Source organism: Sporofaciens sp. JLR.KK001 (genome assembly GCF_036941055.1).
Lineage (GTDB): Bacteria > Bacillota > Clostridia > Lachnospirales > Lachnospiraceae > Sporofaciens.
This window is the reverse complement of sequence record NZ_JAYMNO010000001.1, coordinates 1,706,710-1,723,515: the sequence shown is the minus strand read 5'-3', so window position 1 is coordinate 1,723,515 and position 16,806 is coordinate 1,706,710. Positions and strand designations below refer to the sequence as shown.

Genomic DNA, 16,806 nt, shown 5'->3' with positions numbered 1-16,806 from the left:
TTCTTATACATTTGAACAACGTTCCAACCATACAGGTAGAATTATTTCTGCACAATATTAATGATTTTCTTCGGAACATAGATCTCTTTCACGATATTCCCTGTCAGCTTATCTGCAATCGCCGCCTTCCCGGCTGCGATCGCATCTTCCTTAGAGATATCCGCCGCCACAGAGATCACGGCTCTCGTCTTGCCGTTGATCTGTACCGGAACCTCGATCTCGTCATCCTTCATCAGCTCTTCATCATAAGTCGGCCATCCGGCTGTAAATACACTTCCCTCATGCCCGAGCTGCTCCCAGATCTCCTCTGCGATATGCGGTGCAAACGGAGACAGCAGCACTGCCATAGTTGACAGAGTCTCCCTGTCGACGCCGCCCTCCTTCTTCGCAATCTCGATCAGGTTGTTATTGTGCTCCATGAACCCGGAGATCGCTGTATTCAGGCTGAAGCCTTCCAGACGCTTCGTAATATCACATACCAGACGATGACGTTCCTTGATCATAGCCTTAGACGCCTTGATATCCGCATCCTTACTGTCCATCACAAGATTCCATAAACGCTTCAGGAAACGATTCACGCCGTCGATCCCGCGGTCATCCCACTCGGCATCCAGCTCCGGCGGTCCCACGAACAGCTCGTACATCCTAAGAGAGTCACAGCCGTAATCCCTTACCAGATCATCCGGAGATACCACATTCCCCTTAGACTTGCTCATCTTGATCCCGTTCTTGCCGGTGATCATCCCCTGGTTAAAAAGCTTCTGGAACGGCTCGTCGAAATCAACCGCGCCGATATCGCACAGGAACTTCGTATAGAAACGGGAGTACAGAAGATGAAGCACCGCATGTTCTACGCCGCCGATATACATATCTACCGGAAGCATTGCGTCTGCCTTCTCCCTGGATACCAGTTCCTTGTCGTTATGATTGTCCACATAGCGCAGGAAATACCAGGAGGAACCTGCCCACTGAGGCATGGTATTCGTCTCGCGCTTGGCAGGCTTGCCGCACACCGGACACTTACAATTGACCCACTCCTCAATTCCGGCAAGCGGAGACTCCCCTGTTCCTGTCGGCTCATAGGACTCTACCTCCGGCAGACGAAGCGGCAGCTCTTCTTCCGGCACCGGAACATTACCGCAGTCAGGGCAGTGCACGATCGGAATCGGCTCGCCCCAGTAACGCTGACGGGAGAATACCCAGTCACGCAGCTTATAATTCACGGTTGCCCGGCCGATTCCCCTCTCTTCTATTATATGAGGCGCCTCCTTCTTAAGGTCCGCCGACTCCATACCGTTCCACTCGCCGGAATTGATCATGGTTCCGCTTGCCTCCGTATAAGCTTCTGTCATATTCTCGATCTCTTTGCCGTCCTTTGCGATGACCTGAACGATCGGAATGCCGAACTTGGTCGCGAATTCAAAGTCACGGTCGTCATGGGCCGGAACACACATGATCGCACCTGTACCGTAATCCGCCAGTACATAGTCTGACAGCCAGATCGGCGTCTTCTCCCCATTCAGCGGATTGACAGCGTAGCTTCCGGTGAATACGCCCGTCTTCTCCTTATCCTGCATACGGTCCACATTAGACTTCATGGAAGCTTCGAAGATATATTTCTCCACGGCTTCTCTGGTCTCATCTGTCGCCAGGCTCTTCGCCAGCTCGTGCTCCGGCGCCAGAACCATGAATGTAGCGCCGTACAGAGTATCCGGTCTGGTAGTGTAGACCGTGATCTTCTCTTCCCGTCCGTCTATCGGGAACTCTACTTCTGCACCGTAAGATTTGCCGATCCAGTCAGACTGCATCTTCTTAACTTTCTCCGGCCAGTCAAGCTTATCCAAATCATTCAGCAGACGCTCCGCATATGCAGTGATCTTAAGCATCCACTGACGCAGATTCTTCTTCGTCACTTCCGCGCCGCAGCGTTCGCATTTGCCGTTGACTACCTCTTCATTGGCAAGGCCTGTCTTACAGGACGGGCACCAGTTGATCGGAAATTCCTTCTCATAGGCAAGCCCCTCCTTGAACATCTTCACGAAGATCCACTGAGTCCATTTATAGAATTCAGGATCCGTTGTATTCACTTCCCGGTCCCAGTCATAGAGGGCCGCGATCTCATTGATCTGCTTCTTGATATTCTTCACATTCTCAGCGGTAGATATCGCCGGATGAACACCCATCTTGATGGCGTAGTTCTCAGCCGGAAGACCGAACGCATCCCACCCCATAGGATGGATAATATAATATCCCTGCTGCAGCTTATATCTGCTCCACACATCAGAGATCACATAACCTCTCCAGTGTCCTACATGCAGACCATTTCCTGACGGATACGGGAACATATCCAGACAGTAGTACTTCTGACGCTCCCTGCCGTCTGCACCCACCTTGACATTCACCGGGTTCTTCTCCCAGTTCTCACGCCACTTCTTCTCGATTGCCTTATGGTTATAAGGGATCTTAGACATATCTTACTTCCTCTCTTTCCCGGAGCCTGTCAAACCGCACTCCGCATTTAGGTATAAAAAGCCTTCCCATCCCCCCTGCCTGAGAGACGAAAAGGCTCACAATCGAATTCCTTACTTATTATAAGAAGAATGCCAAAATAAGTCAAGTAGTATTTTCCTTTATAAAAGTGATATTTTTGGTTGTTCCTCTCCTCTCTTTAGTGTATAATGAATAATAAGCAGATCGTACTGATAATTTCAGTAAATTATGATACATAAAGGAGAGGTTTACGATGGTAAATTTATTGACTGGCCCTAAAGGCAGTGGCAAGACACAGCAGATGATTGAGCTCGCTAACAAAAAGGTAAAGGAATGCAACGGTAATGTAGTATTTATCAAGAAGACCCACCGGGATACCGCAAGCGTTGCATTTGACATCCGTACCATCTGTATGGATGATTTCACCTCCATCACGAATACCGACGAGTACATTGGTTTCTTATACGGTATGTATAGTTCGAACCATGATGTTGAATGCATCTTTATCGACGGTATTTTGAAGCATGCTGATATTTCCATGAGCAATGTGCCTGAATTTGTCGAAAGACTGAAGAAGATCTCTGCAGAATGCGGTATTGAGTTCTTTGTAAGCCTTAGCGCCGATAAGAAGGATATTTCCTTAGTCAGCGAAGAGGGCTGTAATTATTTGTAATTATCTGCGGTTATCTGAATTTTCAGAAGAGTATCAGGCAGTCCTCATGGACTGCCTTTTCGGTATCAAAAGATGAACACTATGAGAAATCCGCGGCAGACGCCGCATAATCCAAATAAAAACAGCATCCGGGAGGCAAAACGCAGGAGGGAACGGCGCCGCCGTATTCTTAAGATCCGCATTATTTTGTGTGCCTCTTTTTTGGTTTGTCTATGTTTCATTCTCACCTGGGGTGTCCGAGCTATCCTGTCTTCCTGGAAGAAGACGCCAAAGCCGGAGACCGGGGCACAAGCTGGGGCCGATTCCGGCAGTTCCAGAGAGAAGATCGACACCTCCAAGGTTCAGATCGAAGAACTGACCCTTGGCTCTGATGAAGACCAGGGGCAGACCGTCACCATCACCGTCAGCTCCATGGGGGACTGTACGCTTGGAACGGATGTGAATTTCGACTATTCCGCCAGCCTGAACGCCTACTTCGACGCCCAGGGACCGGATTATTTCTTCCAGAATGTCCGTCCGGTACTTACGAACGACGATCTGTCCATCGTGAATATGGAAGGGACGCTTACGGCTTCCGACGAACGCCAGGAGAAGCAATTCGCATTCAAGGCGCCTCCTGAATTCGCCGCTATCCTCTCAGACAGCTCCGTAGAAGCAGCCAATATGGCCAACAACCATAGCAAGGATTACGGTGAGTCCAGCTACACCGATACCATCAGCGCCTTAGAGAATTCCAAGGTTTCCACTTTTGGCTATGAGCGCGCCAAGATCCTTAAGATCAAGGGCGTCAAGGTCGGCTTAACCGGCATCTACGAGCTTGCCGACCATCTTGAGAAGCAGCAGCAGGTGAAGGAGAATATCACCGCATTGAAAGAAGCCGGCGCGAAACTCGTCATCGTCAATTTCCATTGGGGGAATGAGCGAGAATATACTCCCACAGATATTCAGAAGAACCTGGCACATCTCGCCATTGATGAGGGGGCAGATCTGGTAATCGGACATCACCCCCATGTTCTGCAGGGCATCGAGCGTTATAAGGACAAATACATCGCTTACAGCTTGGGGAATTTCTGTTTCGGAGGCAATTCCAACCCGGAGGATAAGGACACCATGATATTTCAGCAGACCTTCACCATCGAAGACGGGAAAGTCAAGAAGGATGAGAACATCAACATTATTCCCTGCTCCCTCTCCTCCGCCAGCGGCTATAACGACTACTGCCCCACTATATTGGACGGAGATGAGAAACAGCGGATCCTGAATAAGATAGAACAATATAGCCAATGGTAAAGTATCCTATTATCTAAAATATTGTCTCATATAATAAAGTCATAAGCGGCATCGTAATGATACAGAAAACCACCGACATCACATTGATCACGCTCGCATACATAGAATCCTTGTTATAGATCTGGGCAAGCTGTGTGATGATGGCGCCGGCCGGCGCCGCTGCCGCCAGCAACACGATCATAAGTATATACTCTGCATCCGGATGGACATGGAATCGTCCGACGAAAGCAAAGGCGAACACAACGATCAATGGAAATACGACCAGCCTGAACATGCAGATCAGATACGGCCTCTTCTGTTGGAATACCCACAGCAGATCCACTTTACCGATTACCATACCGATGACCAGCATACTTGCAGAAGCGATCATATCTCCAAATCCGCTGACACAGCTTCCGATCACCACCGGAAGGCGTATCTCCATAACAAAGAGCAGGACACCGATCACAATGGCTATGAGATTCGGATTCAGGAATATCTGCCTGTAATCCTTCGTCTGCTGCTGATTGACCACGCTGATGCCATGGGTCCATACCAGTATAGTCTGGACAATAATATACGCCGTCGTATAGAATACCCACTCGCTGCCCAGTACGGCCGCCACCAGCGGGATGATCAGATATCCAGAATTCGAATATATGATAGATGCCTTCTCTATCCCGTTGAAATGAAGCGGCTTCTCCGCCAGCCTGATCCCGGCAAGCATCAGGATATGAACCGCGACCGACGCCGCGATCGACAGGAGCAGCCCTCTGATCTTATCCGGTGTCAGCTCAATTTGAAAAGAGTCAATGACCACACAGGGAGAACAGATATAGACAACCACATTCGAGATGACCTTACTGTCCTCCACCGTAAACAGGCCGATCTTCACGATGGCATAACCTACTGCCATCGTGAGGAACATCGCCGCTATCTGCTGTACCAATAATATGCTTAATTCCATCAGTCTTCTTCCTCTGTCTGTTCTCCTGCATGCTCAAGAGTTCCTTCCTGATTCCCGTCCAGGACCTCAAGAGACATCACCAGATTCGCACGCTCATCCACCTTGTATTCCAGAGCAACCTTCTGTCCGGCCTCACATCTGACTACATCCAGGAATTCTACCACCGACACGTCAAAGATATCTTCCGCCCCCTCTATCATGAGATAGTAATGAGAGGTTCCGTCTATGACAGCCTGTGCGATCTTCGTGATCCTGCCGGTGATCTTCTTCACTTCCCTGGTATCTTCCGCAACCTGCTTGACGCCGTTGCTTAAGAGCAGTTCCAGATAATTCTCCTCGCACTGGCTTACACTGTCGCCGATCGCAACGATCTGGTACTTCTGCACATTGACCATAGCATACTTCTTCACCAGTCCTGCATCATCCTTCAATGCGATAAAATACGTCGGTTCATCGCTGATATTAAGGAGCAGCGGGAATGTCGCCCTGTACTTCAGATTCTGTACCTGCCCCTCTGCCGAAGACATAGCTGAAGCTTCCGTAGCGCCTTCTACTTTATAATACTTCGTCTCCATGGTCCTCTGATTGGACAGCACGAAACCTACGTTGGACTGATCCCCATTGACCGAAGTCACACCTGTATACATCCACACATCATCTTCCAGAGCTAGGTAGTTATATCCGTCCGTCGTCTTCAAACAATCCTTCTGGCTCAAGACACTGTTGAAGAATCCATGCTTCAAGGTTCCGTAATAGTCGAAAAGCTGTACCAGCAGATCCGCCGAATACGCACGGTCTACCCATTCCGGTACATCCTTGATGTCATAGGTCTTCGTCTCCCCTGTGATCGCATTGCACAGAACCACCTTTCCGACCGTCTCTCCCCCGAACAGTCCGATATTGAACTTCTTTACCGGAGCGATCCAGTAAGGAATCCCCTCTTCGTCGATTTCAAAGCTTAACTCCCCGTAGATATAGGTCGGATGTGCGAAACGCAGATGCCGGTAAATATTCCGGTTCAGATGTTCACTGGTCGTATATTTAATCCCATCTTCAAGCTTCACAAGCTCTGTCGTCTGCGTTGCCATATTGATCCTGATATATGCCGGAATACCGTTTGATCGGTTGGTAAACCATTTGATCAGGCTGGCATAACGAAGCGGCGACACCCTGACAGGATTATCCTTATAATTGATCTGGCTGTAGATGCTGTCCACCTCAAACTGCGACACCATATCTACCATACTTCCCATCTTACGGTCGCCGAGAATCTCCGCCGTATCCTTGTCAAGCAGCGGAATCTTGTCAAAGGAAAGCTCCTCCACATCCTCTGTAAATTCTCCTTCCTTCACAGTAAGCAGCTTCTGATATTTCTTAGCGTTGATGATCGGGGAAGACAACAGTGAACCTAACAGATATACAATCCCCACTCCCAATATCACCGTACCGAGAAATCTTACCATCTTGCTTTTCTTCAATTCCTTCTTGTCCGGTTTCTTACGCAGTATATAGATCACCAGCACCGCCGCCAGCAAAAACAGCACGAAAAACCATGTATCTGAAGAGTGGAAATTGAACGCCGGCAGCGTGACATAATAATACAATCCGGCTGCAAGGATCAGAATCACCGCAATTAACAATTTATTTCTTAATTTCATAATACCTCCTTCACTATATGATGATATCAGTGTCAAAACATGATACTAAAACTTACGATTCCATGCGGAAGCCGTAAACAGCATGAGGAACGGGAATATCTCCAAACGGCCTGCCAGCATATCGAAACAGAATACCAGCTTTGACAGCGGCGAGAAATCCGCGAAGCTTCCGTTTGGCCCTACCGCCCCGATACCCGGACCGATATTATTCATCGTAGTCAATACCGAACTGAATGTCGTCCCAAAATCCATATTATCAACAGACACCAGCAGAACCGATCCGATCACAATTCCCAGATAAGCGATCAGATAGATATACAGAGTCTTCAATACATCCTGATCCACCTTCTTGCCATTCATCCTGATAATGCTGACTGATTTGGGATGCGCCATCTGCATGATCTCACGCTTGACACATTTCACCATCATCATTACCCTGGAGACCTTCATACCTCCGCCTGTCGAGGATGCGCATGCCCCCACCATCATCAGAAACATGAGCATACACTGCGAGAACATCGGCCATTCGATAAAATCTGCCGTCGCATATCCCGTCGTAGTTATGATCGATGCAACCTGGAAGATCGCATAACGGAACGCCTTGAACGGGTTTGGGTACATGTGGTTCATATTCACGGTAATCAGAAGCGCCGCTGACAGTATCAGTGTGAGATATGTCTTCAATTCCTCATTCTTCCAGACAGATTTCCAGTCCTTCAGAAGCAGGAAATAATACAGATTAAAGTTAATCCCGAACAATATCATAAATACAGTGATCACTGTATCAATATACACACTGTTAAAATGTCCCACGCTCGCCGAATAATTCGCGAATCCTCCTGTGCCCGCAGTACCGAAAGAGAAGATCAGGCTGTCAAACACATTCATCCCGCCGAACAGCAGCAGAATCACCTCGATCGCCGTCATTCCGAAATACATCCCGTAGAGGATCCTCGCCGTCGACATGGTCTTGGGCACCAGCTTATCCTTCTCCGGCCCCGGCACCTCAGCCCTCATCAGATACATGGAATTCCTCTTATCCAGCGTCGTGAGCACCATCACGAATACCAGCACCCCCATACCGCCGATCCAATGAGTGAAGCTCCTCCAGAACAGCATTCCCTGGGGCAGCGACTCAATATCTGTCAGAATCGTAGACCCTGTGGTCGTGAAGCCTGAGACCGTCTCAAAAAAAGCATCCAGATAATATGGGATACTCCCTGACAGCGAGAACGGCAGTGCCCCGAACAGTGACCACAATATCCACGCACTGGCAACGATGACCATCCCTTCCTTGCCGTAAATGTTCCGATTCTCCGGCTTCTTGACTCCAAACAAAAGATATACTACACCTATGATTCCCGCCGGAATCAGGAAATAGATCCCGCTAAATTCACGATAGACCAGAGATACCAGCGCCGGAAGCAGCAAAAGGACTGCCTCCACTCCCAACATTTTTCCCAGTATATACCGTATCATCTTCGTATTCATAATTTTACTTCTCGTCTCCCCTATGCCAGTATGTCTGTAAAATCATTGATTCTATGCTCTTTGGTAACAATAATCACGCTGTCGCCCACCTCCAAATGGTCGTCACCGCCAGGAATGATGATCTTGCGTCTTCTTCCGATACACGCGATCAGATTGTTCGGCTTCGTAGGCAGATCCTTGAGTGCAACATTGGTGAATTTGCACTCCTTCTTTATAATGAACTCCATCGCCTCAACTCTGCCTCCAAGCAGACGGTAGATCGTCTCGACATTGGCGCTGCTGTAGGAATTCTTCCTCGCCCGCACATAATTAACGATCTCATCCGCCGCCGCGCTCTTCACAGACACGATACTGTCAATCCCAAGGCCTTCCACCATCTGCGCCCTGGAATCCTCATTCACCTTGGCAATGATCTTATCCACTCCCTGCGCCTTCGCAAAGAGAGACATAATAATATTCTCCTCGTCCATACCGGTAAGCGCAACTACCGCATCCGTTCCCTGTATGCCTTCCTCAAGAAGGAGATCATGATCCGCCGCGTCCCCCTGTATGATCGTAGCTTTGGGAAGTGCTTCACACAGATACTCGCACTTCTCAGGGTTACGCTCAATGATCTTCACCTGCATCCCCGCCTGGAGAAGCTGACGGGTGAGATAGAAGCACAGATTCCCTCCACCGCAGATCATCACCTTCTTGATCTTCGTACTCTTGCGTCCCAACGACTTAAAAAATGATCTCAAATCCTGATGCCCTGCGGCAATATGCAGTCTGTCATCCTCCTGCAGTACAAAATCTCCGTCCGGGATATAGACCGAATCTCCCCGCTTCACCGCACAGACCAGGATGTTCATCTGGAACTTGCGGTCGATCTTGGCAAGCGACAATCCCGCCAGCGGACTCCCCGTCTTCAGAACGTGTTCCACCAACTCCACTCTGCCCTTCATAAATGTCTCCACCTTACATGCCTCGGGAAACAGCAGGATTCTGGCAATCTCATTGGCCGCCGATAATTCTGGATTAACCGCCATACTCATATGCAGATCTTCCTTAAACAGATCGATCTGCCTGTAATATATGGGATTGCGTACACGCGCTATCGTATGCTTGGCCCCAAGCCTTCTTGCGAGCAGACAGCTCAGCATATTCAGTTCATCCATAGACGCGCATGCGATAACCAGATCGGCATGGGGAACATCCGCCTGCTTCTGTACTTCTACATCCGCTCCGTTCCCTGTAATGCAGAAAATATCAAGCTGATTCAGAGCTTCCTTTAGTTTCCCCGCATTCTGATCAATTAAAACAATATCATAGTCCTCTTCTGACAACTGAGTGGTCAGTTTATGCCCGACCTTACCGTCACCAATTATTACTATCTTCATTTTTTTGATCCTCATTCATATCTCACTAGTATTTGCTATGACTCATAGCAAAAGAGATTATAGCACTTTTACCATAAGAAAAAAAGCCCTTACAGGCTTTTCTTCTTGAATCTTTATCTGTTCTTCAAATCTCTGTCTATTCTTCTGCCGCCCTCTTCGCGATCTCCGCTTCCTGTACGTCAGACGGAGCCTGCTCATAGCGTGCAAATTCATAGGAATATGTTCCTCTTCCTCCTGTCATGGAACGAAGGATCGTACAATATCCAAACACGCCTGTCATCGGGATATCTGCCACGATCTCCTGTAAGCCGCCTGCGATCGGGTTCATACCGAGCACACGTCCGCGGCGCTTATTCAGGTCGCCCATAACGTCTCCCGTATAATCATCCGGAACAATTACCTTAATAGATGCAATCGGCTCTAACAGAATCGGTCCTGCCTCCATAAAGCCCTTCTTGAAAGCCTGAACCGTAGCCGTCTTGAACGCCATCTCGGAAGAATCTACCGGGTGGTAAGATCCGTCGTAGAGAGTCGCCTTCACGCCGACTACCGGATAACCTGCCAGAGGTCCCTTAAGCACGGACTCCTGAAGTCCCTTCTCAACAGCCGGGAAGTAGTTCTTCGGAACCGCACCGCCGACTACCGTCTCTTCGAAGATATACGGCGTATCAAGGTCGCCGGATGCTGCGAACTTCATCTTAACATGTCCATACTGACCGTGTCCGCCGGACTGCTTCTTATACTTGGTGTCTACATCGGAATTCTTCTTAATAGTCTCACGGAATGCAACCTTCGGCGTCTCCAAAGTAACTTCGCACTTGTATCTCTCAAGGAGCTTGCTCACAGCAACCTCTAAATGCTGGTCGCCCATACCGTAGATCAATGTCTGACGGTTCTCGCTGTCATTGACCGCCTTCAGGGTGATATCCTCCGCCATCATCTTCTGCAATGCCTGGGATACCTTATCCTCATCGCCTTTGTTCTTGGTCACATACTTCATATATGTATACGGCTTGGAATACTCTGTCTTGCCAAAGAGGATCGGCGTTGCCTTCGCTGAGAGCGTATCACCGGTCTTCGTATTCGCAAGCTTCGCGATCGCCCCGATATCGCCTGCAAATAATTCCTTGATCTCTACCGGCTTATTCCCGATCATAGTATAGATCTTGCCAAGCTTCTCATCCGTCTCTGAATCCGCATTGTACAGCGTATCCTCGCCCTTCAGCACGCCGGAGCATACCTTAACAAAGGAATACTTACCGATGAACGGATCCACCATCGTCTTGAATACATAAGCTGACTTAGCCTTCGCGAAATCATAATTCGCCTCATAGATCTCGTTGGTCTTGCGGTTGATACCCGCGCACTCTCTCCAATCCGGGCTTGGGAAGAATCTTACGATATCTGATAACAGGTTCGCAACACCCTGCGCCTGCACGTTGGAACCCATGGCAACCGGAACGATCCTGCCTTCCATAACCTCGGTACGCATCGCCGCACGAATCTCTTCTACAGAGAATTCCTCTCCTGCAAAATAACGCTCCATATACTCGTCACTGATCTCGGCTACTGCTTCAAGAAGCTTCTCACGGTAATTCTCAAGATTCTCCTTACAGTATTCAGGAATCTCGCATTCCTCTCTCTGACCGATGCCGGTATAACGTCTGCCGGCATTCTTGATAACGTTGACATATCCTACCAGCTTCTCATTCTCTCTGATCGGTTGGAAATGAGGCGCGATCACCTTGCCGTATCTCTCGTTCAGATCCTCCACTACCTGACGGAAGCTTGCGTCGTCTACATCCATCTCCGTCACGTAGATCATACGGGGCAGATTGTACTTATCGCACAATTCCCAGGCCTTCTCTGTTCCGACCTCCACACCGGACTTACCGGATACCACGATCACCGCCGCGTCCGCTGCGCTGACTGCCTCTTCAACCTCTCCGACAAAATCGAAATATCCCGGGGTATCAAGGACATTGATCTTCGCCTTCTCCCACTCGATCGGTATCAGCGTCGTGCTGATTGAAAATTCTCTCTTCTGCTCCTCTTTATCGAAATCGCTGATCGTATTGTGGTCCGTGATCTTCCCCATACGATTCGTCGCTCCTGATACATAAGCCATAGCCTCAACAAGGCTTGTCTTGCCGCTCCCGCCATGTCCTAAGAGAACAACGTTCCTGATCTCATCAGTTCTGTAAACCTTCATATTCTCGGTGCCTCCTTATACTTGGTAAAATCTCATGTTTACATTGTACTAAAAAATCAGGGGCATTACAACTCTTTTATGCAGGTTTTACAATTTTTTACAACATTCTACCTGATTCCGATATTTACAGAACAATTCTTCACCGTAAGCTTCCCGTCTGTTACAAACATGCTCAGAGCATCGCCCGGCCTCTCATACATCCTCGCGTTCAAAGCCACGCCGTCTGCATATATCGTTGCAATCGTATCATCCACGATCATCTGAATATGGTAAGTCCTTCCCGCTGCCAGCTCGATCGGACGTTCAAGGCCGATATTCATACAGTCGAACCAAGGCCAGTTAGGATTCTTCTCGAATACATACCTGTTCTCGGCTGTACGGAACATATACTGATACGACTGCTGTGTCTCCTCATTCTCCAGCATCCGTATCCCGAAAGAATGTGTCCCTTCAGTGAAACTGATATCCGCTTCTAAGGAATACAGTCCCCCGCATGCCTTCTCTATTACCTTCTCGGTACGCTTATTTGAACCGTCTATTACGAAGTCTTCCACCCGGTTCCGCTCTCCAAACGCTTCCCATACCGTATCCGGGATCCGCACCCCCAATGTCCCGTCTTCTCTCTGGTACACCTCATGGGCAACAAAGGTTCCCGCCCATTCAAAATTCTTCCTGTCGTCACAGTCAATCTTCGTCGGAACCCAGCCAAATAAGATCCTCTGTCCGTTTAAGCAAAATGTCCTTCCTGCATAATACGCGCGCCCGTCAAATGCATCGTCCTTCGGCGCGGTCCACGGCCCGTCAAGACTCTTGCTCATGCGGTAAATCATCTTGCTGCGGTCGCTGTATTCCGTCACAATATGGTACCACCAGTCTCCCATCTTAAAAAGATCCGGCATCTCATGCATCGTATACAAATCAGGCGCCCAGAAATCCCCCTCGAACTTCCAGTCTTTTAGGTCCTTGGAGGTAAATTTTACCGTCCGTCCTGTCTGCTGCGTTTTAGGACCGGCTTTCCTCGTTCCCAGGATCAATAGATACTCTTCCTTCTCTTCATCCCGGATCACCCACGGATCGCGCCAGTCGTCCGGGTCGTATCCTTCCTGCGGATAAAAGGTTAGCGCCTCCTTTGATTTGGTCCAGTGATAGAGATCGTCCGACACCGCATGCATCAACACCTGGGACGCCTTCCCCTGCGCCGGATAATCCCGGTTGTACCCGGTATAGAAGGCGTGATACTGCCCTTCTGCCTCGAACACACTCCCGGCAAAGATAAACTGATCCTGCTCCTCGTCCGTTCCCCGTGGAATTGCTGCACCGCAGTCCTCATAATTTACGAAATCTGCCGTTACAGCAAGATCCCACCCAAAAGGTTCTCCAAATGGCCCCGGCTTCCTTGTGTCCCTTTGATGGAACAGAAAGAATTTATCATCCTTGCCAAAGGGCATGCAATCGCCAAACCAGGTTTCCGGAAACTGATAATATAATTTTGTCATGCTAAAACTCCTCCTCATATCAATATTTATTCCTTGACTGCCCCTGCAGTCAGTCCGCTCATCATATATTTACTTGTAATAAAATAGAATATAAAGGTCGGCAATACCGTCACTGTGATCGCGGCAAAGGTTGCTCCCCAATCCGTAGTTCCCATAAACCCTACGAAATCATTTAACCCCAAAGTGACTGTCTTCATAGCCGTTGACTTGGTAAATGTATAGGCATTGATAAAGTCATTCCAGGTAAATACTCCCTGCATGGTCGCTACCGTGAGCAGGGAATTCGTGGACATCGGCACAACAATCTCCACAAAGGTCCGAAACGGAGAACAACCGTCTATGATCGCCGCCTCAATAATCTCATCCGGCAGGAATTTGCTGAATGAATAAAATAACTGAATCGAATACGACAGAGAAAAAGCGATCTGCGGCAGTATAACCGCCGGATATGTATTCAAGATCCCCAGATTATTGAAAATCGTAAACAATGGGATCAACGCGACCTGAAACGGAAGCATCAGCCCCAGCATCAGGAATTCCAGCACCCTCTTATTGCCTTTGAAATGGATCTTGCTCAGCGCAAACCCCGCCATAAAGCTGATGATCAACAGCGGGATCAGTACGCCGACCGTAATAATAATACTGTTTTTGAAATAGGTGAGCATCGAACTGGTCGTAAATACCTTCACGTAATTCTCCAGATTGAAAGCGCTGGGTAGTGCGTAGGATGCAAGATGCCGGAAATCATCCGTCGTCTTCATACTGGACGTGACCACATAAAAAATCGGGTATACCTGTATCACCAGCAGAACGGCAGCAACAAGAGTCTTCAAAACGGTCAATGTCCTTCTCTTAATTATTCTGTTCATGCTGTCTCGCCCCTCTCCGTCACCCGTCTGAATGTAAAGCCAACCACCATGCAGATGATAACGATCACCATCGCGATTGCACTGCCATATCCGTATTTCATACTGGAAAATGCCTGCTTATACATATAAGTTGACATCAATTCCGACGCATTTCCAGGCCCTCCTTTGGTCAACAGATAGGAAATATCAAAGGAACGCAGAGAACCATTCAGGACCAGGATACAGTTGGATATAATCACCGGCTTGATATATGGAATCTTCACCCTCCAATACTGCTGGATCACATTCGCCCCGTCCACGATCGCCGCTTCTTCCAGATCCTTTGGAACCCCTATCAATGCTGCATAAAATATGACCATATAAAGCCCCAGATACTTATACCCTTCTACAAATGCTGCCACATACAAGGATACTTCTCCGTTGGAGATCCATTCCATTGTCGCCAGATCCGCATGAAATATACTGAGCACCGCATTGATCACACCGATCGGCGTTACCGAGAGCAGTTTACTGAATATCTGGCAAATCGCCACCGAAGAGATGACTACCGGCACATAATACAAGGTCTGCAGCAATGCCCGTCCCTTCGTAAGCCGAGTCAAGAAGATTGCAAATAACAAACCGCCAAATACCTGTATCAATACACAGATCACCGTGTAGGCCAATGTATGGCCTACCGTAGCCCAGAATGTCGCATCCTGCATAAGCTGTACATAATTCTGAATCCCGATAAATGTCTTCTCTCCTACGCCGCTCCAGTTAAAAAAGCTGTAAAACCCTGCCCATACCACGGACACTACTACAAATAAAATATATACAGTCAATGCCGGAAGCAGGAACATCAATATTACTTTTTTCCTTCCAAATGCTTTTTGCACAAATTCAACTCCTTTCTTAACAATTGCACTGAATCTGCCGCTTCATACAGATCCAGTGCAAGGAATACAACTTTTACTTTGTTATAAAGGAGTCTGCCGCCTTTTCAAATTCTTCCGGTGTCTCACTTCCCTGTGCAAGTTTCTGCTGTTCATCTACAAGGCTTGTGAGCGTCGCTGAATCTAATTTATCATCCCATGATACCCATGCGTCCGTCGCCGTCTCGAACATCGGATACAGGTCATAAAACAGAGAATCTAACCCTTCCGGCATCTCGTCATTGAACGGGGAGAATACTTTTGCCTCTTTGTAGCATGCTTCCGAATAATTCTCACAGATATACTGGAAGCATTCTTTCATTGTATCATCATAAGTCTGTGCATTGAACGCTGTGCCAAACCCGCCATGGATCGGTACATTCGTATCCATATTATCCTCGCCCTTTACATCCGGTACTGCGAAGAAGCCAAGCTCACCTGCCTCATACATCTCGCTCGCCTGCGTGATCTGACCGGAACCGCTGTACCACATACATCCGGTACCGCCAAAGAACAGATCTGTCGCCGCGGTATAATCCGTACTCAGGAAACCGCCCTGGAAATATTCTTCTGTTCCCATTGTATGAAGAAGCTCTGCACCTGATTTTGCCGCTATATTATCTGAAAATGTCTCTGTTCCTTCCATATACCCTTTGATGAAGCCATCTTTCGTCATCCTCCATGGAGCGAAAGAGAGATACCTCATTAACTGCCAGTTTTCCTTTCCAGCCACAACTACCGGAATCTCACCTTTCTCCTTCAATGTCTTGCATACCGCAAGAAACTCATCCCAATCCTTTGGCGCTTCCAGATCATATTTGTCAAAAATATCTTTTCTGTAGAAGAAGAATTCACAGTTCAAACTCTCCGGAAACAGATATACATTACCGTCATCTGCATCTGTAAAGAAATCATATACCGCACTATTCATATCATCCTTCATGCCAATGCGCTCTAGCTCATCACCCACATTTACCATCGCATCAATATCCTTTGCTGCGGCAGATAGCGCGCCATTCGCACATCCATAGATATCCGGAAGTGAATTGCTGTTAATATAAAGCTGTAGTTTCGTTACATAATCCGCATCCCCGCTTACCAATTCGAATTCCGGCTCTTCCAGCCCCTTCTCTTCGCTGAACTCTGTCAGCAGCTTCTTCAATATAATATATTTTGTTGAAGTCTCACTGCAGCGGAGCAGCGCCGTGATCTTCTTGCGTTCCCCCGCCTTTCCGCCTGAATCTTTTTCGGAACCGGACCCCGAATCACCGGAACCACACCCTGTAAGCGCTGCAGACATTATCATCACACCTGCCAACAGCAACGCAGTCAATTTCTTCATTTTCATTATCATTTCCTCCTTGTTTGATATGAAAGTCCGATGCATC

Annotated in this window: 12 protein-coding genes; 2 read left to right on the top strand and 10 right to left on the bottom strand. The window is 48.3% G+C overall.

All coding sequences use genetic code 11. The features are described 5' to 3' along the window. Window positions 1–41 precede the first annotated feature (41 nt). Window positions 42–2,471 carry a leucine--tRNA ligase gene (gene leuS, locus VSQ62_RS09160; RefSeq protein WP_334634467.1) on the bottom strand — a complete coding sequence of 810 codons (2,430 nt, stop codon included), beginning with the start codon at window positions 2,469–2,471 and terminating at the stop codon, window positions 42–44. A 272-nt stretch (window positions 2,472–2,743) separates the two neighbouring features. Here leuS and VSQ62_RS09155 point away from each other — a divergent pair, with 272 nt between their 5' ends. After that, window positions 2,744–3,163, top strand: coding sequence for a hypothetical protein (locus VSQ62_RS09155; RefSeq protein ID WP_334634466.1), 420 nt, complete (start codon window positions 2,744–2,746; stop codon window positions 3,161–3,163). A gap of 81 nt (window positions 3,164–3,244) precedes the next feature. Beyond that, window positions 3,245–4,453 (top strand): CapA family protein, encoded by a 1,209-nt coding sequence (locus VSQ62_RS09150; protein WP_334634465.1) that lies wholly within the window; start codon window positions 3,245–3,247, stop codon window positions 4,451–4,453. A 13-nt stretch (window positions 4,454–4,466) separates the two neighbouring features. On the opposite strand, the gene VSQ62_RS09145 is transcribed toward VSQ62_RS09150, so the two are convergent. The 9 genes from VSQ62_RS09145 to VSQ62_RS09105 all read right to left on the bottom strand — a co-directional run bounded on the left by VSQ62_RS09145 (window position 4,467) and on the right by VSQ62_RS09105 (window position 16,766). After that, complete coding sequence (locus VSQ62_RS09145; RefSeq protein ID WP_334634464.1) at window positions 4,467–5,399, bottom strand: AEC family transporter; 933 nt, start codon at window positions 5,397–5,399, stop codon at window positions 4,467–4,469. Beyond that, window positions 5,399–7,057 (bottom strand): CvpA family protein, encoded by a 1,659-nt coding sequence (locus VSQ62_RS09140; RefSeq protein WP_334634461.1) that lies wholly within the window; start codon window positions 7,055–7,057, stop codon window positions 5,399–5,401. Before VSQ62_RS09140 ends, VSQ62_RS09145 begins: the two co-directional genes overlap by 1 nt. Before the next feature lie 45 nt (window positions 7,058–7,102). Beyond that, window positions 7,103–8,548: a TrkH family potassium uptake protein gene (locus VSQ62_RS09135; protein ID WP_334634459.1), complete on the bottom strand. Its 1,446-nt coding sequence runs from the start codon at window positions 8,546–8,548 to the stop codon at window positions 7,103–7,105. Window positions 8,549–8,568: 20 nt separating this feature from the next. Continuing rightward, window positions 8,569–9,927 carry a Trk system potassium transporter TrkA gene (gene trkA, locus VSQ62_RS09130; RefSeq protein ID WP_334634458.1) on the bottom strand — a complete coding sequence of 453 codons (1,359 nt, stop codon included), beginning with the start codon at window positions 9,925–9,927 and terminating at the stop codon, window positions 8,569–8,571. Between the two features lie 136 nt (window positions 9,928–10,063). Further along, window positions 10,064–12,139, bottom strand: a complete 2,076-nt coding sequence (locus VSQ62_RS09125; RefSeq protein WP_334634457.1) for an elongation factor G — start codon at window positions 12,137–12,139, stop codon at window positions 10,064–10,066. Between the two features lie 107 nt (window positions 12,140–12,246). Continuing rightward, window positions 12,247–13,635, bottom strand: a complete 1,389-nt coding sequence (locus tag VSQ62_RS09120; protein ID WP_334634456.1) for a GH32 C-terminal domain-containing protein — start codon at window positions 13,633–13,635, stop codon at window positions 12,247–12,249. Between the two features lie 26 nt (window positions 13,636–13,661). Beyond that, on the bottom strand, window positions 13,662–14,504 hold the full coding sequence (locus VSQ62_RS09115) for a carbohydrate ABC transporter permease (protein ID WP_334634454.1): 843 nt from the start codon (window positions 14,502–14,504) through the stop codon (window positions 13,662–13,664). After that, complete coding sequence (locus tag VSQ62_RS09110) at window positions 14,501–15,382, bottom strand: carbohydrate ABC transporter permease (protein WP_334634453.1); 882 nt, start codon at window positions 15,380–15,382, stop codon at window positions 14,501–14,503. The genes VSQ62_RS09115 and VSQ62_RS09110 overlap by 4 nt, the downstream gene beginning before the upstream one ends. 73 nt (window positions 15,383–15,455) lie before the next feature. Then, on the bottom strand, window positions 15,456–16,766 hold the full coding sequence (locus VSQ62_RS09105; protein ID WP_334634452.1) for an ABC transporter substrate-binding protein: 1,311 nt from the start codon (window positions 16,764–16,766) through the stop codon (window positions 15,456–15,458). Window positions 16,767–16,806: the final 40 nt, after the last annotated feature.